Annotated in this window: 24 protein-coding genes; 22 read left to right on the top strand and 2 right to left on the bottom strand. The window is 40.1% G+C overall.

The window, feature by feature from the left end:
- Window positions 1-318: 318 nt before the first annotated feature.
- Window positions 319-1197 (top strand): patatin-like phospholipase family protein, encoded by an 879-nt coding sequence (locus tag NSQ71_RS12210; RefSeq protein ID WP_130156379.1) that lies wholly within the window; start codon window positions 319-321, stop codon window positions 1195-1197.
- Here the strand turns inward: NSQ71_RS12210 and NSQ71_RS12205 are convergent.
- Both NSQ71_RS12205 and NSQ71_RS12200 read right to left on the bottom strand, forming a co-directional pair.
- Window positions 1194-1565, bottom strand: coding sequence for an SA1362 family protein (locus NSQ71_RS12205; protein WP_066247602.1), 372 nt, complete (start codon window positions 1563-1565; stop codon window positions 1194-1196). The genes NSQ71_RS12210 and NSQ71_RS12205 overlap by 4 nt on opposite strands.
- 57 nt (window positions 1566-1622) lie before the next feature.
- Window positions 1623-2561 (bottom strand): DUF1385 domain-containing protein, encoded by a 939-nt coding sequence (locus tag NSQ71_RS12200; RefSeq protein ID WP_066247604.1) that lies wholly within the window; start codon window positions 2559-2561, stop codon window positions 1623-1625.
- 243 nt (window positions 2562-2804) lie between these two features.
- Between NSQ71_RS12200 and NSQ71_RS12195 the strand changes: the two genes are divergently transcribed.
- From NSQ71_RS12195 to NSQ71_RS12095, 21 genes are all read left to right on the top strand, one after another.
- Window positions 2805-3299 (top strand): YqhR family membrane protein, encoded by a 495-nt coding sequence (locus NSQ71_RS12195; protein WP_340733988.1) that lies wholly within the window; start codon window positions 2805-2807, stop codon window positions 3297-3299.
- A gap of 140 nt (window positions 3300-3439) precedes the next feature.
- Window positions 3440-3892 (top strand): type II 3-dehydroquinate dehydratase, encoded by a 453-nt coding sequence (gene aroQ / locus NSQ71_RS12190; protein ID WP_339193038.1) that lies wholly within the window; start codon window positions 3440-3442, stop codon window positions 3890-3892.
- Entirely contained in the window at window positions 3882-4943 is a 1062-nt protein-coding gene (locus NSQ71_RS12185) for a M24 family metallopeptidase (RefSeq protein ID WP_094246194.1), read from the top strand. Before aroQ ends, NSQ71_RS12185 begins: the two co-directional genes overlap by 11 nt.
- Window positions 4944-4993: 50 nt before the next feature.
- Window positions 4994-5551 (top strand): elongation factor P, encoded by a 558-nt coding sequence (gene efp, locus NSQ71_RS12180; protein WP_063388115.1) that lies wholly within the window; start codon window positions 4994-4996, stop codon window positions 5549-5551.
- A 479-nt stretch (window positions 5552-6030) separates the two neighbouring features.
- Window positions 6031-6948 (top strand): stage III sporulation protein AA, encoded by a 918-nt coding sequence (gene spoIIIAA / locus NSQ71_RS12175; protein ID WP_339196819.1) that lies wholly within the window; start codon window positions 6031-6033, stop codon window positions 6946-6948.
- Between the two features lie 2 nt (window positions 6949-6950).
- Window positions 6951-7463, top strand: a complete 513-nt coding sequence (gene spoIIIAB, locus NSQ71_RS12170) for a stage III sporulation protein SpoIIIAB (RefSeq protein ID WP_339196817.1) — start codon at window positions 6951-6953, stop codon at window positions 7461-7463.
- Window positions 7464-7490: 27 nt separating this feature from the next.
- Window positions 7491-7697, top strand: a complete 207-nt coding sequence (spoIIIAC, locus tag NSQ71_RS12165; RefSeq protein ID WP_063388118.1) for a stage III sporulation protein AC — start codon at window positions 7491-7493, stop codon at window positions 7695-7697.
- Between the two features lie 6 nt (window positions 7698-7703).
- Window positions 7704-8102 (top strand): stage III sporulation protein AD, encoded by a 399-nt coding sequence (gene spoIIIAD, locus NSQ71_RS12160; protein WP_094246193.1) that lies wholly within the window; start codon window positions 7704-7706, stop codon window positions 8100-8102.
- A gap of 13 nt (window positions 8103-8115) precedes the next feature.
- Entirely contained in the window at window positions 8116-9333 is a 1218-nt protein-coding gene (gene spoIIIAE, locus NSQ71_RS12155; RefSeq protein WP_094246192.1) for a stage III sporulation protein AE, read from the top strand.
- 12 nt (window positions 9334-9345) lie between these two features.
- Complete coding sequence (gene spoIIIAF, locus NSQ71_RS12150; RefSeq protein WP_063388120.1) at window positions 9346-9963, top strand: stage III sporulation protein AF; 618 nt, start codon at window positions 9346-9348, stop codon at window positions 9961-9963.
- A complete protein-coding gene (gene spoIIIAG, locus NSQ71_RS12145; RefSeq protein WP_232515569.1) occupies window positions 9956-10591 on the top strand; it encodes a stage III sporulation protein AG in 636 nt (211 codons plus the stop codon). The genes spoIIIAF and spoIIIAG overlap by 8 nt, the downstream gene beginning before the upstream one ends.
- Window positions 10592-10606: 15 nt before the next feature.
- Complete coding sequence (locus tag NSQ71_RS12140; protein ID WP_066247608.1) at window positions 10607-11227, top strand: SpoIIIAH-like family protein; 621 nt, start codon at window positions 10607-10609, stop codon at window positions 11225-11227.
- Between the two features lie 185 nt (window positions 11228-11412).
- Window positions 11413-11904, top strand: coding sequence for an acetyl-CoA carboxylase biotin carboxyl carrier protein (accB, locus tag NSQ71_RS12135; RefSeq protein WP_066247610.1), 492 nt, complete (start codon window positions 11413-11415; stop codon window positions 11902-11904).
- Window positions 11905-11914: 10 nt separating this feature from the next.
- Window positions 11915-13264, top strand: coding sequence for an acetyl-CoA carboxylase biotin carboxylase subunit (gene accC, locus NSQ71_RS12130; RefSeq protein ID WP_063388123.1), 1350 nt, complete (start codon window positions 11915-11917; stop codon window positions 13262-13264).
- A 17-nt stretch (window positions 13265-13281) separates the two neighbouring features.
- The gene (locus NSQ71_RS12125; RefSeq protein ID WP_063388124.1) at window positions 13282-13683 is read left to right on the top strand and encodes an Asp23/Gls24 family envelope stress response protein; all 402 of its coding nucleotides are present in this window, start codon (window positions 13282-13284) and stop codon (window positions 13681-13683) included.
- Between the two features lie 158 nt (window positions 13684-13841).
- Window positions 13842-14240, top strand: coding sequence for a transcription antitermination factor NusB (nusB, locus tag NSQ71_RS12120; RefSeq protein WP_063388125.1), 399 nt, complete (start codon window positions 13842-13844; stop codon window positions 14238-14240).
- Window positions 14241-14250: 10 nt separating this feature from the next.
- A complete protein-coding gene (folD, locus tag NSQ71_RS12115) occupies window positions 14251-15105 on the top strand; it encodes a bifunctional methylenetetrahydrofolate dehydrogenase/methenyltetrahydrofolate cyclohydrolase FolD (RefSeq protein WP_339196811.1) in 855 nt (284 codons plus the stop codon).
- A gap of 22 nt (window positions 15106-15127) precedes the next feature.
- Window positions 15128-16474 (top strand): exodeoxyribonuclease VII large subunit, encoded by a 1347-nt coding sequence (xseA, locus tag NSQ71_RS12110; RefSeq protein WP_339196808.1) that lies wholly within the window; start codon window positions 15128-15130, stop codon window positions 16472-16474.
- The gene (locus NSQ71_RS12105; RefSeq protein WP_063388128.1) at window positions 16471-16710 is read left to right on the top strand and encodes an exodeoxyribonuclease VII small subunit; all 240 of its coding nucleotides are present in this window, start codon (window positions 16471-16473) and stop codon (window positions 16708-16710) included. Before xseA ends, NSQ71_RS12105 begins: the two co-directional genes overlap by 4 nt.
- On the top strand, window positions 16710-17588 hold the full coding sequence (locus NSQ71_RS12100; protein ID WP_063388129.1) for a polyprenyl synthetase family protein: 879 nt from the start codon (window positions 16710-16712) through the stop codon (window positions 17586-17588). Before NSQ71_RS12105 ends, NSQ71_RS12100 begins: the two co-directional genes overlap by 1 nt.
- Before the next feature lie 763 nt (window positions 17589-18351).
- Window positions 18352-18972: a hypothetical protein gene (locus NSQ71_RS12095; RefSeq protein ID WP_066247695.1), complete on the top strand. Its 621-nt coding sequence runs from the start codon at window positions 18352-18354 to the stop codon at window positions 18970-18972.
- Window positions 18973-18974: the final 2 nt, after the last annotated feature.

The following is an 18974-nucleotide window of genomic DNA, read 5'->3' as shown; positions in this document are numbered from 1 at the left end:
GAATAGCCCTTGGCATTCAGTGAGTCATGATGAACACAGAAAACGTAGTACCTCACTTGAGGGAGGAAGCGGTGAATCCCGTGGGAGATCTCTTGGAGGGTGGAGTGACCACTGGCATAAAGAGAACAGCTATTCACGGAAGTTATAAAGACTTGCGTCAATTATCTTAATTGAACCGCCGTATACGGAACCGTACGTACGGTGGTGTGAGAGGACGGGAGTTAATCGCTCCCTCCTACTCGATTTATTGAAAACAAACTTCTAAACATCGTTTTCCCTTCTTAAAATGTAGTAACGGAATAGTAAGGAGGGAATGCTTTGAAAATTGACGGTGTTTTTTCTGGTGGAGGGATCAAAGGCTTCGCTTTTATTGGAGCATACAAGGCCTTGGAGGAAAAAGGATTTGAATTCGCCAGGGTTGCTGGCACGAGCGCCGGTTCGATCATTGCCGCTCTCATTGCAGCCGGCTACAAAAGTGATGAAATCCTTTCTTTGATGGACAGCTTAGAGCTGCGAAAGTTTTTAGATAAAAGAAAAGGAATTATGTCATTTATGCTCATGAAATGGATCAGTGTTTATTGGCGGATGGGACTATATAAAGGACAATTTTTAGAAGAATGGATGGAAGAAAAATTAAAAGCAAAAGGAGTTTCAACATTTGCAGATTTGCCGAAAGGAAAGCTTCGTGTGATTGCCTCCGACCTTACGAACGGAAAAATTGTTGTATTGCCGGACGATTTAAGCAAATATGGAATCAATGCTAATAGATTTTCTGTTGCAAAGGCAGTCAGAATGAGCTCATGCCTCCCGTATTTTTTTGAACCTGTCAAACTATGGACGAAGGATGGCGTCAGTATTGTTGTCGATGGAGGAGTGCTCAGCAATTTCCCGATTTGGCTTTTTGATGGAAAAATAAAAAAAAGACCGATCCTCGGTTTTCAGCTTAGCGCGCATATAGAGGAAAGGCCAAAAAATGAAATAAAAAACGCTTTATCAATGTTTCATGCGTTATTTGAAACGATGAAAGAAGCGCACGATGCAAGGCATATTGCTACAAGGCATGAACGCAGCATCGTTTTTATTCCGGTTGAAAATATTTTAACGACGGAATTTAAAATTACGAATGAGAAGAAACAGGAATTAATTCAGCTCGGCAAAGAAAAAACGGAAACCTTTTTAAAAAAGTGGTCCTATTAGAAAAGAGCTCTATTTTTCTTTTTTCCTTTTTTACCTTCGATGACTGTCAAATGATTGTTTTCTCTCCGCCTTTTAGCAGAGATAGCCGTTTTGTTTTTTTTGTGGAGTACGTGCTTTTGAGCATAATGTATCTTTTTGTCTTTAAATCTTTTTTTCGATCTTTTCGCAGCTTTTAAAAACTGTGAATACTCATTATTTGTACGTTTTTTCATCACTAAGCGATAAATGAGGATGATGATCCCGATGACAACCGCCCAAATAAACAATTTGAAAAAAGTCTTTGGATTGAAAAAGAGCATATAAATAAGCCCTAAACCTCCTAAAGTAGCGATAACGGCGAATACGGGATGGACGGGAAAACGGTTCATCTAAAGGCCACCTCCATCAGTCGTTTTCAAGAAAAAGAAAAGCTCTCGTTTATCAAATCAACCAATACGCTCCATTTTTTCCGTCTCTTCTTCCAATAAAAGCAGCTTTTGAAAGCTTGCAATCGCTACTTCCACTTGATCGTCTGTAGGTTCTTTTGTCGTCAGCAGCTGAAGCCATAGTCCTGGATAACCAAGATATTTTAAAACAGGCTTATGCCGCAGCTTATTTGTAAACTGCAATACTTCAAATGAAATGCCGAGAACAACCGGTATAAGAGCGATTCGGTCAACAACGCGAAGCCAAAGCGGGTCTGTCGGAACGAGCAGATACACAAATACTCCAACAATAACCGTAAACAAAATGAAACTGGAACCGCATCGATAATGAAGTCTTGATTGTTTTTGTACATTTTCAACAGTTAAAGCGAGCCCGTTTTCATAGGCGTTAATCACTTTATGCTCAGCCCCATGGTATTGAAAAACACGCTTTACTAAAGGAGTCATCGAGATGAAATAAATATAAGCAAGCAACAGCAAAAGCTTAAAAAAGCCTTCGAGCAAAATTTGCCCCACATCCGATGAGATGATCGGCCTGAACCATTCTGCGATAAACACTGGAATTAAAGTAAAGATAAATTTGCCAAGCAAAAATGACAGCACTCCGACAGCAGCAGCTCCTAAAATGAGTGAAAGCTTCGACTCTTTTTTTTCTTCTGACAATAATTTTTCATCATCGGCTGGATCAACATCGTATCGATCTGAAGAATAGCTTAAATGCTTGGAGCCGTTTGCGCTTGCTTCAATAATGGCGGCAATTCCGCGAATAAAAGGAATTTTTTTGAAGCGGGATAATATAGGATGTTTTTTTCGCGGCAATTGAAAAAAATCAATTGAATTGTCTTTTCTCCTGATCGCTGTGACGAAATGATGCTTCCCTCCAAACATAACTCCTTCAATTACCGCTTGCCCGCCATACATAGTCTTTTCGTTTTTCATGACGCACCAACCTGCCTATCTATATAATAAAAAAGCTATTGAAAAGTTTTATTTATTACTATTCTACAAAAAATTAGATGAAACCTCTAGGTTGGATGTGTCTTTTTTCCAATAGGGCGGCGTGAAAAACTTTATCATTATTTAGTATGAATGAAATAAATTTTTTTATACAAAAAATAAACTTTTCATGAAAAATTCATCAAGAAAAGAAAAGTGGACATATTAAAAAAGGGAGGTGGACGGATGCTTAACAGCGAAAAAAAGAATTCTACTGGTAAGGAAAAGAAAAAAGAACCATTCCGATCCTTTTTTCTGAAAATTGTTGTCATTGGTTTTACTGGCGGAGTATTATGGAGTTTGATAGGATATTTAGCGTATGTGTTGAACTTTACGAAAATCGGGCCAAATCGAGCTCTCATGTTATTTGCCTTTGATAATTGGAAGAACGGAGTCGCTGGGCATTTTGCGGGAGCTGCCTTCATAGGCATCATTTCTATACTTACTGCATTTTTATATTATGTTCTGTTCAAAAAAGTTCGGTCAATATGGGGAGGCATTGTTTTCGGAGTCGCGCTGTGGGCCGTTGTTTTTTGCTGGCTGGGACCGGCATTTCTAAAAATCGATCCGCTCGGTCGGCTTGGTACAAATACCATTGTCACCTCCATCTGCTTGTATGTGCTGTTTGGCGTTTTTGTCGGGTATTCCATTTCCTACGAATATAGGGAACGTCAATCATAAACTAAATGATGAGATTATAGAACTGTGTCAGGGTCACAAGATCCAATCATAAACTAAATGATGAGAGATCAAGAATCTTATGGTAGAATGTTCATAATACTGGACATTCTTTTTTAATACATGATAGAAAGGTGTAATCAATGGAGAGAATACTTGTGATCAATGGCCCGAATTTAAATTATTTAGGCGTGAGGGAGCCGCATATTTACGGAAAAAAAACATTGGCAGATTTGGAAAATGAATTGAAATCTCTCGGTGAAAAAAAACAAGTTCAATTTTCTTTTTTTCAATCGAATCATGAAGGAGAGATTATCGATAAGCTTTATGAAGCCGATCAACAATTTGATGGAGTGATTTTAAATCCAGGAGCTTTTACTCATTACAGCTATGCGATACGGGATGCAATTGCCAGCATTTCAAAACCGGTAATTGAAGTCCATATCTCCAATACAAATCAACGGGAACCGTTCCGGCATCATTCTGTCACAGCGCCGGTGACACAAGGGCAAATAATTGGCTTAGGGTTTTACGGCTATCAATTGGCAGCTTTATCTTTACTACGTTTGATCAGGGAGGAAACACATGAAGCTTGAAAAAGTTCGTTCACAAATGGAACAGTTAAATATTGACGGCATGCTCATTACAAACGAATATAACCGCCGCTATTTGACGGGATTTACAGGTACGGCCGGGGTCGCACTAGTGGCAAAAGAGGATGCATGCTTTATTACCGATTTCCGGTATGTAGAACAGTCAAAAAAACAAGTAAAGCATTTTAGAATTGTGCAGCATTCAGGATCGATTTTTGAAGAAGTCGCTGCGCAGGCGAAGAAAATGGGGATCAAAACGCTCGGGTTTGAGCAGGATCATCTTTCTTATTCAACATACACATCGTACAAGGATGTTTTAAAAGGGATTGAATTCGTTCCTGTCTCAAATATTGTGGAAAAGTTGCGCTTGATAAAGACTGATGAAGAGATTAAGATATTAAAGGAAGCCGCTGAAATCGTTGATGCTGCCTTTACACACATTTTACATATGATCCGTCCAGGTGTGAGAGAGATTGAACTAGCGAATGAGCTCGAATTTTTTATGCGAAAAAAAGGAGCAGCTTCCTCATCTTTCGATACGATTGTCGCGTCAGGCTATCGGTCAGCCCTTCCCCATGGTGTAGCAAGTGAAAAACCAATTGAAAAGGGAGAGCTTGTAACGTTTGACTTTGGCGCCTATTATAAAGGATACTGTTCAGATATGACGCGGACAATTGCTGTTGGAGATCCTGGAGATGAAATGAAAGAAATTTATAACATCGTGCTTGAAGCGCAAAAGAAAGGCGTGCGCGAAATCAAGTCTGGAATGACTGGAAGGGAAGCGGATGCTGTTACACGTACCTACATTGAGGATAAAGGGTACGGCGAATATTTCGGTCATTCAACTGGACATGGAATCGGACTTGAAATCCATGAAGGGCCGACACTATCAGCTCGCTCTGATACCGTTCTTCAGCCAGGCATGGTGGTCACGGTTGAACCTGGTATATACCTTCCAGGAAAAGGCGGGGTAAGAATTGAGGATGATATTTTGATCACTGAGCACGGAAATGAAGTGTTGACTCATTCGAAGAAAGAGCTCATCATTCTCTAGCGAGTGCCCCAATCAATGTTGTTAAAGAAAATGTAATAGGAGGACCAAATATGATTTCTGTAAATGATTTTCGTACAGGTTTAACGATTGAAGTCGATGGGGGGATTTGGCGCGTTCTTGAATTCCAGCATGTAAAGCCTGGTAAAGGGGCGGCGTTCGTTCGTTCAAAATTGCGCAACCTTCGGACAGGTGCCATCCAAGAAAAAACGTTTCGGGCTGGCGAAAAAGTAGCACGTGCTCAAATTGACACCCGGAAAATGCAATATTTGTATGCAAATGGCGATCAGCACGTTTTCATGGACACAGAATCGTATGAACAAATTGAGCTTACTTCAAAACAAATTGAATATGAGTTGAAGTTTTTGAAAGAAAATATGGAAGTATACATCATGATGTATCAAGGCGAAACAATCGGAATTGAGCTTCCGAACACGGTTGAATTAACTGTTACGGAAACAGAACCTGGCATTAAAGGGGACACTGCATCAGGCGGCTCTAAACCGGCTACGCTTGAAACAGGGCTTGTCGTGCAAGTGCCGTTTTTCGTTAATGAAGGGGACGTTATTATCGTCAATACTTCTGACGGTTCTTATGTTTCCCGTGCGTAATTATTCTTAAAAAATAATGAAAAAAGTCAAAGAAAACGAAAAGACCCGCAGAATTCATAACTGATTTCTGTGGGTTATTTTTTTTGAAAAGAAAGTTATAGCTATTTTCGCAATCGTTTATAAAAGACCAGAATACACAAGCTTTCCAACCTGGCCTTTTTTTGAACAGGATTCAATTACAGCTTGTCCACCTTTAATGATCCATCCACGCTTTTTTCTTTTTCCTCAATTCACTGAAAACGGCAAAAGGTATAACAATATAAATAAAAGCCGCAAGAAGCCATACAAGTCCATCATAAATTTGAACCAACATTCAATCACCACCCCCTAACTCCATTATAACTGTTAAAATCAGAAAATTCTATCAAATTCTATTGAAATGATAAATGCAAAAAAAAGGAATAAGAGAAACGGTAGTCATAAAGTGGCCAAGCTTGCATACATTGAAAATAAATAAGGTATTAAAGGGGGAAGGAAGATTGAAAGAAATCATCTCAATTTTTCCCGAAACAATTGCAAATGAATTAAAGCAGCTTCCTTCTTCTTTTTTTGAACAGATGGAAGAAATTCGCATACGTTTGTACAAGCCGATTGAAATCATCGCATTCGGCAAACCGCACTTTCTTCACTACGAGGCGACAAAAGAAGACGGGATGATGATTTTAAACAAGATCAGCCAATATTCGATTTACACACTGGAGGAAGAATTAAAGAGAGGTTTTATTACGATTGGAGGAGGGCACCGGATCGGCCTTGCTGGAAAAGTGATTACAGAAAACGGCAATGTCAAAGCCATACGGCACGTTACATCTTTTAATATCCGGATAGCAAGGGAGAAAATAGGCCTGGCTGAGCAATATATTCCTTATGTATATGAAAAAAAATGGTTAAATACGCTTGTTTTTGGACCTCCCCAATCAGGAAAAACGACGCTGCTGCGCGATTTTGCCCGGATCATAAGTACTGGGGTTAAAACGATCCCGCCTCAAAAGGTCGGCATTGTGGATGAAAGATCAGAAATAGCCGGCAGTGTAAAAGGAATTCCGCAATTTACTTTTGGTCTTCGCATTGATGTATTGGACGGATGCCCGAAAGCAGAAGGGATGATGATGTTGATCCGTTCGATGAGCCCTGACATCATTATTGCTGATGAAATAGGGCGTAAGGAAGATACCGATGCATTAATGGAAGCTGTGAACAGCGGTGTTCAGCTGTTTGTGAGCGCTCATGGCGAATGCTTTGAAGATTTGCTGCACCGTCCGACTTTAAGAGAACTTATTCAATTAGGCATTTTTGACCGATACATGGAATTGGAGAAAAAAGGTACTCCAGGGATGGTTTCCCGTATATTTGGAAAAAAAGAAAAAGAGATTGTGTATAAAGCAGGTGTGAAATAGCGATGAAATTGCTAGGGTCTTTATTCATCTTATTAGCAACAACATGGATTGGGTTTGATTCGGCTAAACGATTGACAGAGCGGACAAGACAATTGCGGCAATTAAAGGTTTCTTTGCAAAGCTTGGAAGCTGAGATCATGTACGGCCACACACCATTGCAGGATGCATCGCTTCATATTGCCAAACAGTCAGCCCCTCCGCTTTCTAATCTATTTACATTATTTTCTGAGAAATTATCGCAAGGCGACATGGATGTGAAAAGCGCATGGGAAAGCAGTCTGCTTGAAATATGGCCTTATACATCGCTGAAGGAAGGGGAATTGGAAGTTTTAAAGCAATTTGGAGAAACATTGGGGCAGCATGATTTAATCAGCCAGCAAAAGCATATTAAATTGACAATGGCTCATTTGGAAAAAGAAGAAAAAGAAGCGCTGTTTAATCAAGAGCATTACGGAAAAATGACGAAAAGCTTAGGATTTTTAGCGGGATTGCTCATTATCATTCTTTTGATGTAGCGATATAAGCTGGGAGGAGAAAGGGACATGGGTGTTGACGTCAACACAATTTTCCAAATCGCAGGAATCGGAATTATCGTTGCGTTTCTTCATACCATTTTAGATCAAATGGGGAAGAAAGAGTACGCCCAATGGGTTACATTGTTGGGATTTATTTACATACTTTTTATGGTTGCTTCCATTGTCAACGATTTGTTCCAAAAAATTAAAGCGGTTTTTCTTTTTCAAGGATAGGAGGTTTTGGAGATTGAAATTTTTCAAATTGTCGGGCTAGGATTGATTGCAACTTTGCTCGCTCTTGTCATAAAAGAACAAAAGCCGACCTTTGCCTTTCTATTAATCGTCTTTACCGGTGTCTCCATTTTTCTTTTTTTAGTGGATCAAATTTATGAATTGATTCGAATGGTCGAAAGAATTGCGAATGAAGCAAGCATTGATTTGATTTATGTCGAAACCATTTTAAAAATCATCGGAATTGCCTATATTGCTGAATTTGGTGCGCAAATTACGAAAGATGCCGGACAAGGCTCCATTGCATCCAAAATTGAATTGGCAGGGAAAATTTTAATCTTATCTATGGCAATTCCGATCATGACGGTGATTATACAAACGATGATTAAGCTTCTCCCAAATATATAAGTTTAAGGGGGTGATGGGGATTCAGTCATCATTTTTTCGCGGCATCCTTTTTTTGGCGTTTTTTGCTTTCGCTGTGCCAAACATGGTACAAGCCTCTCAAGAGCAAAATTCATCAGCAGATCCTCCAAAAGAAGAAGCGATTCAACAAGAATATATGGCAGAACAAATGGACGAACTTGGGATTGAGGAAATTAAAAATTTTTGGAATGACATTATGACGACATACGGAGGACTTCTTCCGGAAAGCCAGAAGGGAAGTTTGATGGATTTTATTAAAGGTGAAAAACAATTTTCTATAAAAGAGTGGGCCGTTGGCATTTTGAAATTTCTTTTACATGAAATCTTGGCAAACGGAAAGCTTCTTGGAACCATTATTATTTTAACGATATTTAGCGTTCTTCTCCAGCATTTACAAAACGCTTTTGAAGAAAAAAATGTAAGCAAAGTTGCTTACTCCATTGTTTATATGGTGCTTGTCATTTTAGCTTTAAACAGTTTTCACGTAGCCATTTCCTATGCAACGAATGCGATTAACGGGATGACAAGCTTTCTTCTAGCCTTAATTCCGATGTTAATAGCTTTAATGGCGTCATCTGGAGGAGTTGCTTCGGCTGCATTTTTTCACCCCATTACCATTTTCTTGATGAACGGAAGCGGTTTGTTGATTGAAAAAATTGTTCTCCCTCTGCTGTTTTTGTCTTCTTTGTTATTTTTAATCAGCACGATGACGGATCAATATAAAGTTACTCAGCTTGCTCAGCTGTTCAGAAGCATTAGCATCTGGCTTTTAGGCATTTTCTTAACCATTTTTTTAGGAGTGATTTCTGTCCAGGGGGCGACGGCAGCTGTGACAGACGGGATCGCCTTGCGGACGACAAAGTTTATAACGGGAAACTTTATACCTGTGCTTGGAAAAATGTTTACGGAAGCGGCTGATACGCTCTTCAGCGCATCGATGCTGTTAAAAAACACAATTGGCGTCATTGGTGTTGCCATTCTCTTTTTGATCACCATTTTTCCGGCAATGAAAGTACTGGCGATTGCCTTCATCTATAAATTTGCCGCTGCCGTTTTGCAGCCTTTAGGGCCGGGAGAGATTATCTCCTGTTTAGACATCATCTCCAAGAGCATCATCTATATACTAGCGGCACTGATCCTTGTATCGTTCATGTTTTTTTTAAGCATTACAGTTATTATCGCAGCGAGCAATGTCACCATGATGGTTCGATAGGAGTGGTGGTATATGTCATTCATCACCGAATGGGTCACTAATATCATATTATTTATTTTTATTGCCATTATTTTAGATATGCTGCTGCCGAGATCCGCAATGCAAAAATATGTAAAAGTCGTTGTTAGTTTATTATTAGTGTCTGTCATTCTTACGCCGATTTTAAAAATATTTTCCTATGATTTTCCGAACTTGTTATCCGAGGAGCTGCTGAACTCGGAAGCAAAAGAAGATTCAATAAAAAAATCAATAGAATTTAAGAAAAATGAAATACAAGCTAACAACCGTGCATATATTTTAGAACAAATGGCTGTCCAAATGAAAAATTTAGCGGAAGAGGAGCTGGTAGAAAACTATGGTTTAAAGGTTCAAAAAATTCATCTTTCGGTTGATGAAACAAAAGAGAAGATTGAATCAGAAAACGATTTAAAGCAAGTTACAGTTTTCGTGGAAGAAAAAGATCTTCCCCACACGGTTGAAACGGTTAAACCGGTTGAAATCAACATGAACGAAGAAGACAAAAAAATGCTCGCAAATGAAAACGAAATAATTGCCCAGCTTGCTGAAACATGGGGAGTATCGAAAGAAAAAATTTCGATTGAAATGGAAGGAGGCGGCCTAAGTGAATGATAGGAAAAATTTTTTGCAGCGACTAGCCTCTCTTCTTCCCGGACGAGATATGCTCAAAAAATCAGCCACCTATCCATTCATGCTTATACTTTTGACGCTTGGAATCGCTTTTATGCTGATCGGCAGTTTTTTATCCGGCGAAAGCAAAACAGTAGAAACGATAAACACCGCTGCAGAAGAAGAGGATGTTGAACCCGCATTTAAACAAACAACAAGTGAAAAAGGAACAATTGAACGTTATGAACAGCAGTATGCAAATGAGCTAAAAGGAGCGCTTCAGTCCATTTCAGGCGTAGGTGAGGTAGAAGTTATTGTCAATGTTGACTCTTCATCTGAAAGTGTGTTGGAAAAAAATCGCTCGATTCAAAACCAAACGACAGATGAGACGGACCGTGAAGGCGGAAAGCGGCAGGTGGAAGATAAATCTGTTGACGAACAAGTGGTAATCATTCGAAAAGGGGATCAAGAATCGCCCATCGTTGTAAAAACCGAAAAGCCGAAAATACGCGGAGTGTTAGTAGTAGCAAAAGGTGCTGAAAACGTTCAAATTAAAAAAATGATCACCGATGCAGTTACAAGGGTGCTTGATGTTGATAGTCATAGAGTAGCCGTATTGCCAAAAAAGTAAAGGAGGATGCTTGACATGTTAAAAAAACAAACTGTTTGGTTATTAACCATGTTAAGTTTAGTTGTTGTGCTGTCCGTTTATTACATTACATCTCCTGAAGGAGGATCTTCCCCTGATGTGGTGTTGACGGATACAGAGACGAATTCGAATGAAAAAGAAAGCGGAAATGACAATAATAAAGAACAAACAGAGCAGCAAAAAACTGATGCGAAGCAGCAAGAAAAAGAACAATCGAGCAAGCAGTCCAGCTCAGAAGATGGATCGGTAGTCTCCACAATAACGGACGATGATTTATTTACTGCGCTGAGAATGGAAGTGGAAGATGAAAGAAGTGAACGCAAGCAGGAGCTGGAGACAATTATTGGGTCCAATGATGTCTCATCTGAGGAAAAAAACAATGCATATGAGGAGATGCGCGAATTATCCAAGCTGTCAGAGAAAGAGAAGGTATTAGAAACACTTATCAAAACAAAAGGCTACGAGGATGCATTAGTTCGCGCTGATGGAGACAAGGTGAGAATTACCGTAAAAGCGAAAGAACACTCCCCGCAGCAAGCAAACGAACTGATTCAATTGGTGAAGGATGAAATCCAGTCCATGCAAGATGTTGCCGTAACATTTGAAATAGCAAAGTAACATGACTCCCCGAGAAAAATCGGGGATTTTTTCATGTGAAGAAAAAGCTGCTTTGAATTGTTTGCTCATATTTTTAATAGTTATTGAATTTTAGCAAAAAGTTATCGTATCATAAATGATAGTTACTTTTAATACTTGATGATAATATCTAGCAAATTGGAATTCATTTTAAGGAGTGTTTTTTCATGTTAAATTTTAAAGAAATAAAGGAAATCATCAAATTGATCGATGATTCATCCATTGATGAATTTACATATGAAAGCGAAGGGGCAAAGGTCCAATTAAAAAAAACTGCGGCTCGCGCTAATCAGCATGTTGTCTATAACAATGCTTCTGAAATTCAAGCTTTGCCAAAGCAACCAGCTGCTGAATCTTTAGAACAGCCGAAAAAAGAGGTGCATTTGCCGAAAGAAGAAAGCGAGCAGAAAACAGAAAATTTACATAAAATTACTTCGCCGATGGTCGGCACATTTTATGCTGCTCCAAACCCAGATGCAGATCCTTATGTTACAATAGGATCAAAAGTAAAAGAGAATACCGTTGTTTGCATTGTAGAGGCAATGAAATTATTTAATGAGATTGAAGCGGAAGTAAAAGGCGAAATTGTCGACATTTTAGTTGAGAACGGTCAGCTTGTTGAATACGGACAACCATTATTCCTTGTAAAACCAGAGTGAGGGAAAGAAAATGTTTAAAAAATTGCTGATAGCAAACAGAGGAGAAATTGCAGTAAGAATCATACGCGCCTGCAAGGAATTAGGGATCGAAACAGTCGCCATATATTCTGAGGCGGATAAAGACTCCTTGCATGTTCAGCTTGCAGATGAAGCGTATTGCATAGGACCGACTGCATCTAAAGACAGCTATTTAAACTTTACGAACATCGTGAGTGTAGCGACGTTGACTGGATCAGAAGCCATTCATCCAGGCTACGGATTTTTGGCAGAAAACGCTGATTTCGCCGAGCTTTGCAATGATTGCAACATTGTTTTTGTAGGCCCTAGTCCAGAAGCAATCACAAAAATGGGAAAAAAAGATGTTGCTAGGGAAACAATGCGGCAGGCGGGTGTTCCGATTGTGCCTGGGTCAAAAGGGATCATTAAAAGCGAAGAGGAAGCAGTTGAGATCGCAAATCAAATCGGTTATCCAGTCATTATTAAAGCAGCCGCCGGAGGCGGAGGAAAAGGAATACGCGTTGCGAATGACGAAGAAAGCTTGCGGAAAGGGATCCAAATTACTCAGCAGGAAGCGCAAACAGCATTTGGAAACCCAGGCGTTTACATTGAAAAATGTATTGAAGATTTCCGCCATGTTGAAATCCAAATTCTTGCCGATCACCATGGAAACGTCGTTCATTTAGGTGAAAGGGACTGCAGCATTCAAAGGCGCTTACAAAAGCTGGTGGAAGAAACTCCTTCTCCTGCACTATCTGATAAAATGCGACATAAAATGGGGGAAGCGGCTGTAAAAGCAGCCAAAGCGGTGCGTTATTCCGGTGCAGGTACAGTGGAATTCATTTTTGATTATAAAAATGAGCAATTTTATTTCATGGAAATGAATACCCGCATTCAAGTTGAGCATCCTGTTACTGAAATGGTCACAGGCATTGATCTGATCAAAGAGCAGATCAAGATTGCAGCAAACGAACCACTAAGCTTTGAACAGAAAGACATTACATTTAACGGCTGGGCGATCGAATGTAGAATTAACGCAGAAAACCCGGAAAAGAATTTTATGCCTTCAGCTGGTAAAATCGAAATGTACCTGCCTCCGGGCGGACCGGGTGTCCGCATTGATTCTGCCTGCTACCCTGGCTATTCCATTCCGCCATATTATGATTCAATGGTCGCAAAGCTGATTACACACGGAGCGACAAGGGAAGAAGCGATAGCCAAAATGAAAAGAGCTTTAAGTGAATTTGTTATAGAAGGAGTGCATACAACCATACCTTTCCACCTGAAATTAATGGATCATGAAAAATTTATCAGCGGGGAGTTCAACACTAGATTTCTTGAAAATTATAAAATCATGTCATAATTTTGGAGGTGTACTATTTGAAAGATACAGGATTGGAAATGAATCATGAAGCAAGCTTTGGAAAAGTGGAAATCGCTCCGGAAGTCATTGAAGTCATCGCCGGAATTGCCGCATCTGAAATAGAAGGGGTAGCCCAAATGCGCGGCAATTTCGCTTCAGGAGTCGCTGAACGCTTTGGCAAAAAAAATCATGGTAAAGGCGTAAAAGTAGACTTAGGTGAAGAAGGCATTGTCATTGATGTATATTGTGTCATGAATTTCGGGGTTTCCATTCCGGCTGTTGCACAGAAAGTACAAGAAAACATTCGTCAAACGCTTTTAACGATGACGGCGCTTGAAATCAACGAAATCAACATTCATGTAGTGGGCATTCAGTTTGAAACGAAGACGGAAGAGCCTGAAATTCAAGAGGAAATGTAAAGGCGGAGGATATCCTCCCCTTTTTTGTTTAAAATAAAGAATAATAAGAAAGATTCTGAAATTTCTTTTCGGATGAACTTTCATATGTGATACAAGAGACAGTTATGATATGATTCATATATGACATTTCGACATAGTTTGAAAAAAGGAGCAAAAAGATGAAACGGAGAACAGCTAGGAAAAAGGCATTGCAGGCACTGTTTCAAATTGACTTGGCTGAAGCGCTTCCTGAGGAAGCCATCAATCATGTTTTGGACGGTAATGAACATGATCCATTTTTAAATAAGCTTGTACTCGGAACGGTTGAACATCAAAACGAAATTGACGAATTGATAAAAAGGAATTTAACCAATTGGAAATTGGAAAGATTGGCTAACATTGACCGTGCCATTTTGCGTTTAGCTGTATATGAGATGAAATATGAACCGGATATTCCGTTCAATGTAACAATTGATGAAGCGATTGAACTTGCTAAAATGTTCGGAGATGTTCAGTCGAGCAAATTTGTAAATGGTGTCCTCTCAAGTATAAAAGAAGAGTTAGAAAAAAAAGCTTAGGAGGAAAAAGATGGTGGCGACGATTATTGACGGAAAAGAATTGGCAAAAGAAATGCGAAGCGAGTTAAAAAAAGAAGTGGAACAATTAAAGGAAAAAGGGGTAACTCCCGGCCTTGCCATTATTTTAGTTGGAAATAATCCTGCTTCCCTTTCTTACATTAAGGGGAAGCAAAAAGCTTCGGAGGAAATCGGTGTTTCTTTTAAGCTGGAACATTTGGAGGAGTCGATTTCACAAGAAGAACTGCTTGAAGTGATAGAAAAATATAATCAGGACGATCGTTATGACGGAATTCTTGTTCAGCTTCCGTTACCTGACCATATTGATGAAACAGCAGTCATTGAAAAAATTTCTCCAGAAAAAGATGTGGATGGCTTTCATCCGATTAATGTTGGACGCATGATGACGGGACAGGATGCGTTTTTGCCGTGCACACCGGCCGGAATTGTTGAAATGATCAAATCTGCAAATATCGAAATTGCCGGAAAGCATGTTGTCGTTGTTGGCAGAAGCAATATTGTCGGAAAACCGGTCGGACAATTGCTTCTAAACGAAAATGCAACGGTTACATATTGCCATTCGAAAACGAAAAATTTGCGGGAGCATACGATCCAAGGAGATATTTTAATCGTTGCTGTCGGGCGTCCTCATTTCATAGGTGCTGATCATATTAAAGAAGGTGCAGTCGTAATAGATGTTGGCGTCAATAGACTTGAGAACGGAAAACTTGTAGGCGATGTAAAATTTGATGAGGCAAAAGAAAAAGCAAGCACCATTACTCCTGTTCCCGGCGGAGTAGGTCCAATGACGATTACGATGCTGGTTTATAATACGGTTAAATCCGCAAAGAAGCGGGTACGTCCATAAACTTGCTTTAAAGGAGTTGTTCATGAGTAACAAAAAATTTGTAACCGTTTCGGCGTTAACAAAATACCTTAAGCGAAAATTTGATGTTGATCCACATTTGCGCGATATTTGGGTAAAAGGCGAATTATCAAACGTAAAAATTCATGACAGCGGACATATTTATTTTACGTTAAAGGACGAGCATGCCAGAATACAGGCGGTTATGTTTTCAAGTTTTAACCGTTCTCTTCCATTTCGGCCAGAGGACGGGATGAACGTATTGGTACGCGGTGAAATTACCATTTACCAGCCCGGAGGAATATACCAAATTTATGCAAAGGAAATGGAGCCTGATGGAGTAGGGGGGCTTTATCTTGCATTCGAGCAGCTGAAAAAAAAATTGGAGCAAGAAGGGCTGTTCGATGTCAAGCATAAAAAAACGATTCCTGCCTTTCCAAAGACGATCGGTGTGATCACATCGCCGACAGGTGCAGCCGTCAGGGATATCATCACAACGATCAAACGAAGATACCCTGTGGCAAAAGTGGTGGTTATTCCCGCAATTGTTCAAGGTGTACAAGCGGGAAAATCGATTGTGAATAAAATACAGCTTGCCAACTCCCTCGGTTATTTCGATGTCCTCATTGTTGGAAGAGGAGGCGGATCGATTGAAGAGTTGTGGGCTTTCAATGAAGAGATGGTGGCAAGGGAAATTTTTAAATCAAAAATACCCGTTATATCTGCTGTAGGCCATGAAACAGATTATACAATCGCAGATTTTGTCGCCGATCTTCGGGCGCCGACTCCAACCGGAGCAGCAGAGCTGGCTGTTCCTAATATAACGGATTTAATCGAAAAGATCCGAGAACGGAACATTAGAATGACGAACGCTTTAAAGGAACGGATCAAAAAGGAAAAGCTCAAGCTTTTCCGCTTAACCAACTCATATGCATTCAAATATCCGAAAAAGCTTTATATGCAAAAAGAACAGGAGCTGGACATTTTATTCGAACGGTTTAAAAAAGCAGGAAAACGTTACTTAAACGATCAAACGAACCGATACTTGTTATTGACGAATCGTCTTAAAAACGAACTTCCATATGACCAAATTGAGCGGGCGAAGACAAGAATGAAGGATCTGGACAAAAAAATGCTGCGCGAGATGACAGCTTTATTTCAACAGAAGCTGAATCGCTTTCAAGCATTAGCTTCTAAACTTGATGCGCTCAGCCCATTAAAGATTATGGAACGTGGATACAGCCTTGTGTATAAACAAGATAAGCTGGTAAAGAGCGTAAAACAAACGGCTGAAGGGGATTTTATTCAAATTAAATTGCAGGACGGGACCATCCATTGTGAAGTATCTGAAATTGAGGAGAGAAGATCATGAATGATCAAAAAGAATTAACGTTTGAAGAAGCGATGAAAGAGCTGGAAGCAATTGTTTTAAAATTAGAAGACGGAGATGTTCCATTAGAACAGGCGATCCAATATTTTCAAGAAGGAATGAAGCTTTCAAAGCTTTGCCATGAAAAATTAACGCAAGCTGAAAAGCAATTGGATTTTATTCTTGATGAAGATGGAACGATCAAACCTTTCCAAGCACAGGAGGAAGAACAAAAGTGATGTCTTTTCCGGAATACTTAAAAACGCGCAAAGCTGCCATTGATTCCGTTCTTCCCACATATATTGAAAGATTAAATGCCCCGAAAATTATTAAAGAATCGATGCTTTATTCCTTAAATGCCGGCGGGAAACGTCTGCGCCCTATGCTCTTGCTTGCCGTTCTCCATTCGTATGGAAAAGAAGAGAAAATTGGCTACCCGGTCGCATGTGCGGTGGAATTGATTCATACGTATTCGCTCATTCATGATGACCTTCCATGCATGGACAATGATGATTTTAGAAGAGGAAAGCCGACCAATCATAAAGTATATGGAGAAGCCATAGCCGTGCTGGCAGGTGACGGATTACTGACTGAAAGCTTTCGGCTGATTGCTGATGCTGAAGAGCTTTCAGATCGCGTAAAATTGACGCTCATTTCAGAGCTTTCAAAGGCGGCTGGTGCAGAAGGAATGGTTGGCGGACAAGTTGCCGACATGGAAGGAGAAAACAAACAATTAACTTTAAAACAGCTTGAATATATTCATGAGCATAAAACAGCAAAGCTTCTGGCTTTCAGTATTATTGCAGGTGCCATCATTGCTGAGGCGTCGATTGAAGAAATAAATAAATTAAAGGAATTCGCATACCATATAGGCATTGCCTTCCAAATTAAAGATGACATATTAGATGTTGAAGGAGACGAAGAAAAGATCGGAAAGCCTGTTGGTTCCGATGAAGAGAATAAAAAAACAACGTATTTGTCCGTACTGTCTTTGGAAGGCGCAAAGGAAAAATTGTCGGAGCATATTGAAACATCAAAGGCTATTTTGCAAACATGTTCCATAAACAATGAGCTTCTATTATCGTTTTGTGATTTAATTGGGGAGCGCGAACATTAAACGATGAAAATTCGGTGCACCTCCAACGGGTCGACAAAATGTGAGGAACGGGATTCGCATTTGAATGTGTGCATTCTCCAACAAGTTGAGGAAAACACTCCTATATGATATAATTCTGTCAGAAAACATGATGGAGTGGTGCAGTATTCTAGTCAGCCCTCCGGTTCTGAAGGCGGGCCTAAAAATCCGCTAAAGGGCACATCGATGAAGTTCCTGGTGTTGGCTTGAGGCGCCCAGCCTTGGGTTGATGCTGGGGGTTAAGGTTAGAGGGCGATCCACAATGGCATGTGGGCGTTGACCCTCTTTCCGCGGAGGCCCATTTTATGTGCAAAATGGGTATGAACCTGTCTACGCGCTTCATAGTGCAATGAGGCGCGGACAGCGTAGCCTGCCTTGAGTGGAGGCCGAGGGGATTATGGAAACAAGGAACTTTTTCATATGGCCAATGAAAGAGTTTCTTATGTGACATATGAAATCGGCTCTGCAAAAGAGGCTAGGAACCGGCTAAAGGCTGTTTGAGGAAAACTCCTAGACTGTTCACATGACATATATAGAGGATTGTAGTACGGACTAAGTGGCAATCCAGTCTAGCGTTTGGCGACAGCGCTAAGTCAGGTTTAAAGGGAAACCGCCGGGGCGGCAACGCCTGGTACTTGACTGGGAAAACCTACTGGACCTAAGCCGTAATGTTTACTCTATATATGACCACTCCATTTCGTTATATATAGTTTTTACATAGAAATCAGGTGTTATGCATTTCATGATGAAAGAGCTAATTCGATATTCAATACGATGGAGTTTAGGAATTGCCGTTATCACATTCGTGTTAGCGGCTCTTTTTTCAATTGTATCAACTGTTCTTCTGGAAGGCGTCGGATGGGCTGCCGGTATGATGATCGTTTTTGTGATCGTTTTAATCGGCATTTTTTTTGATATGCTCGGCATTGCTGCCACATCAGCAGATGAGGTTCCGTTTCATGCGATGGCGTCAAAGCGTGTGAGCGGTGCCAAGCATGCCATTCAAATTATCCGAAATGCCGATCGCTTTTCGAACTTTTGCAACGATGTTATTGGCGATATTTCCGGCATAATCAGCGGAACAGCCTCGGCTGTTGTCGTAGTGCAGCTGGCGGTGACGTTTGCCGACCGTCAAACTTCGGCGCTTGAGTTTACGATTTCAATCGTATTCACAAGCATTGTAGCCGCTCTTACTGTCGGAGGAAAAGCGTTTGGAAAGGCGTTTGCAATCCGTTTTTCAACTCCGATTATTTTTTATGTCGGAAAGATATTTTATTTTTTTGAAAAAAGATTTAATATTGTTTTGATGAAAGAGAAAAAAGGAAAGAATCATAAAAAAGCAAGCATATCTAAAAAGCGAAAGTGAGT

The organism is Aeribacillus sp. FSL M8-0235, from assembly GCF_038000355.1.
Lineage (GTDB): Bacteria > Bacillota > Bacilli > Bacillales > Aeribacillaceae > Aeribacillus > Aeribacillus composti.
The sequence above is the reverse complement of the archived record's forward strand: the minus strand, read 5'-3'. Positions and strand labels throughout refer to the sequence as shown.

What these genes read in the sequence shown, in the direction of transcription:
- aroQ (WP_339193038.1), top strand. Translation starts at nt 3,440, where the DNA reads ATGGAGAGAATACTTGTGATCAATGGCCCGAATTTAAATTATTTAGGC.
- NSQ71_RS12095 (WP_066247695.1), top strand. Translation starts at nt 18,352, where the DNA reads ATGAAAGAGCTAATTCGATATTCAATACGATGGAGTTTAGGAATTGCC.
- nusB (WP_063388125.1), top strand. Translation starts at nt 13,842, where the DNA reads ATGAAACGGAGAACAGCTAGGAAAAAGGCATTGCAGGCACTGTTTCAA.
- accB (WP_066247610.1), top strand. Translation starts at nt 11,413, where the DNA reads ATGTTAAATTTTAAAGAAATAAAGGAAATCATCAAATTGATCGATGAT.
- spoIIIAF (WP_063388120.1), top strand. Translation starts at nt 9,346, where the DNA reads ATGTCATTCATCACCGAATGGGTCACTAATATCATATTATTTATTTTT.
- folD (WP_339196811.1), top strand. Translation starts at nt 14,251, where the DNA reads ATGGTGGCGACGATTATTGACGGAAAAGAATTGGCAAAAGAAATGCGA.
- spoIIIAE (WP_094246192.1), top strand. Translation starts at nt 8,116, where the DNA reads ATGGGGATTCAGTCATCATTTTTTCGCGGCATCCTTTTTTTGGCGTTT.
- spoIIIAB (WP_339196817.1), top strand. Translation starts at nt 6,951, where the DNA reads ATGAAATTGCTAGGGTCTTTATTCATCTTATTAGCAACAACATGGATT.
- NSQ71_RS12195 (WP_340733988.1), top strand. Translation starts at nt 2,805, where the DNA reads ATGCTTAACAGCGAAAAAAAGAATTCTACTGGTAAGGAAAAGAAAAAA.
- NSQ71_RS12105 (WP_063388128.1), top strand. Translation starts at nt 16,471, where the DNA reads ATGAATGATCAAAAAGAATTAACGTTTGAAGAAGCGATGAAAGAGCTG.
- xseA (WP_339196808.1), top strand. Translation starts at nt 15,128, where the DNA reads ATGAGTAACAAAAAATTTGTAACCGTTTCGGCGTTAACAAAATACCTT.
- NSQ71_RS12200 (WP_066247604.1), bottom strand. Translation starts at nt 2,561, where the DNA reads ATGAAAAACGAAAAGACTATGTATGGCGGGCAAGCGGTAATTGAAGGA.
- efp (WP_063388115.1), top strand. Translation starts at nt 4,994, where the DNA reads ATGATTTCTGTAAATGATTTTCGTACAGGTTTAACGATTGAAGTCGAT.
- NSQ71_RS12100 (WP_063388129.1), top strand. Translation starts at nt 16,710, where the DNA reads ATGTCTTTTCCGGAATACTTAAAAACGCGCAAAGCTGCCATTGATTCC.
- NSQ71_RS12140 (WP_066247608.1), top strand. Translation starts at nt 10,607, where the DNA reads ATGTTAAAAAAACAAACTGTTTGGTTATTAACCATGTTAAGTTTAGTT.
- accC (WP_063388123.1), top strand. Translation starts at nt 11,915, where the DNA reads ATGTTTAAAAAATTGCTGATAGCAAACAGAGGAGAAATTGCAGTAAGA.
- NSQ71_RS12185 (WP_094246194.1), top strand. Translation starts at nt 3,882, where the DNA reads ATGAAGCTTGAAAAAGTTCGTTCACAAATGGAACAGTTAAATATTGAC.
- NSQ71_RS12205 (WP_066247602.1), bottom strand. Translation starts at nt 1,565, where the DNA reads ATGAACCGTTTTCCCGTCCATCCCGTATTCGCCGTTATCGCTACTTTA.
- spoIIIAC (WP_063388118.1), top strand. Translation starts at nt 7,491, where the DNA reads ATGGGTGTTGACGTCAACACAATTTTCCAAATCGCAGGAATCGGAATT.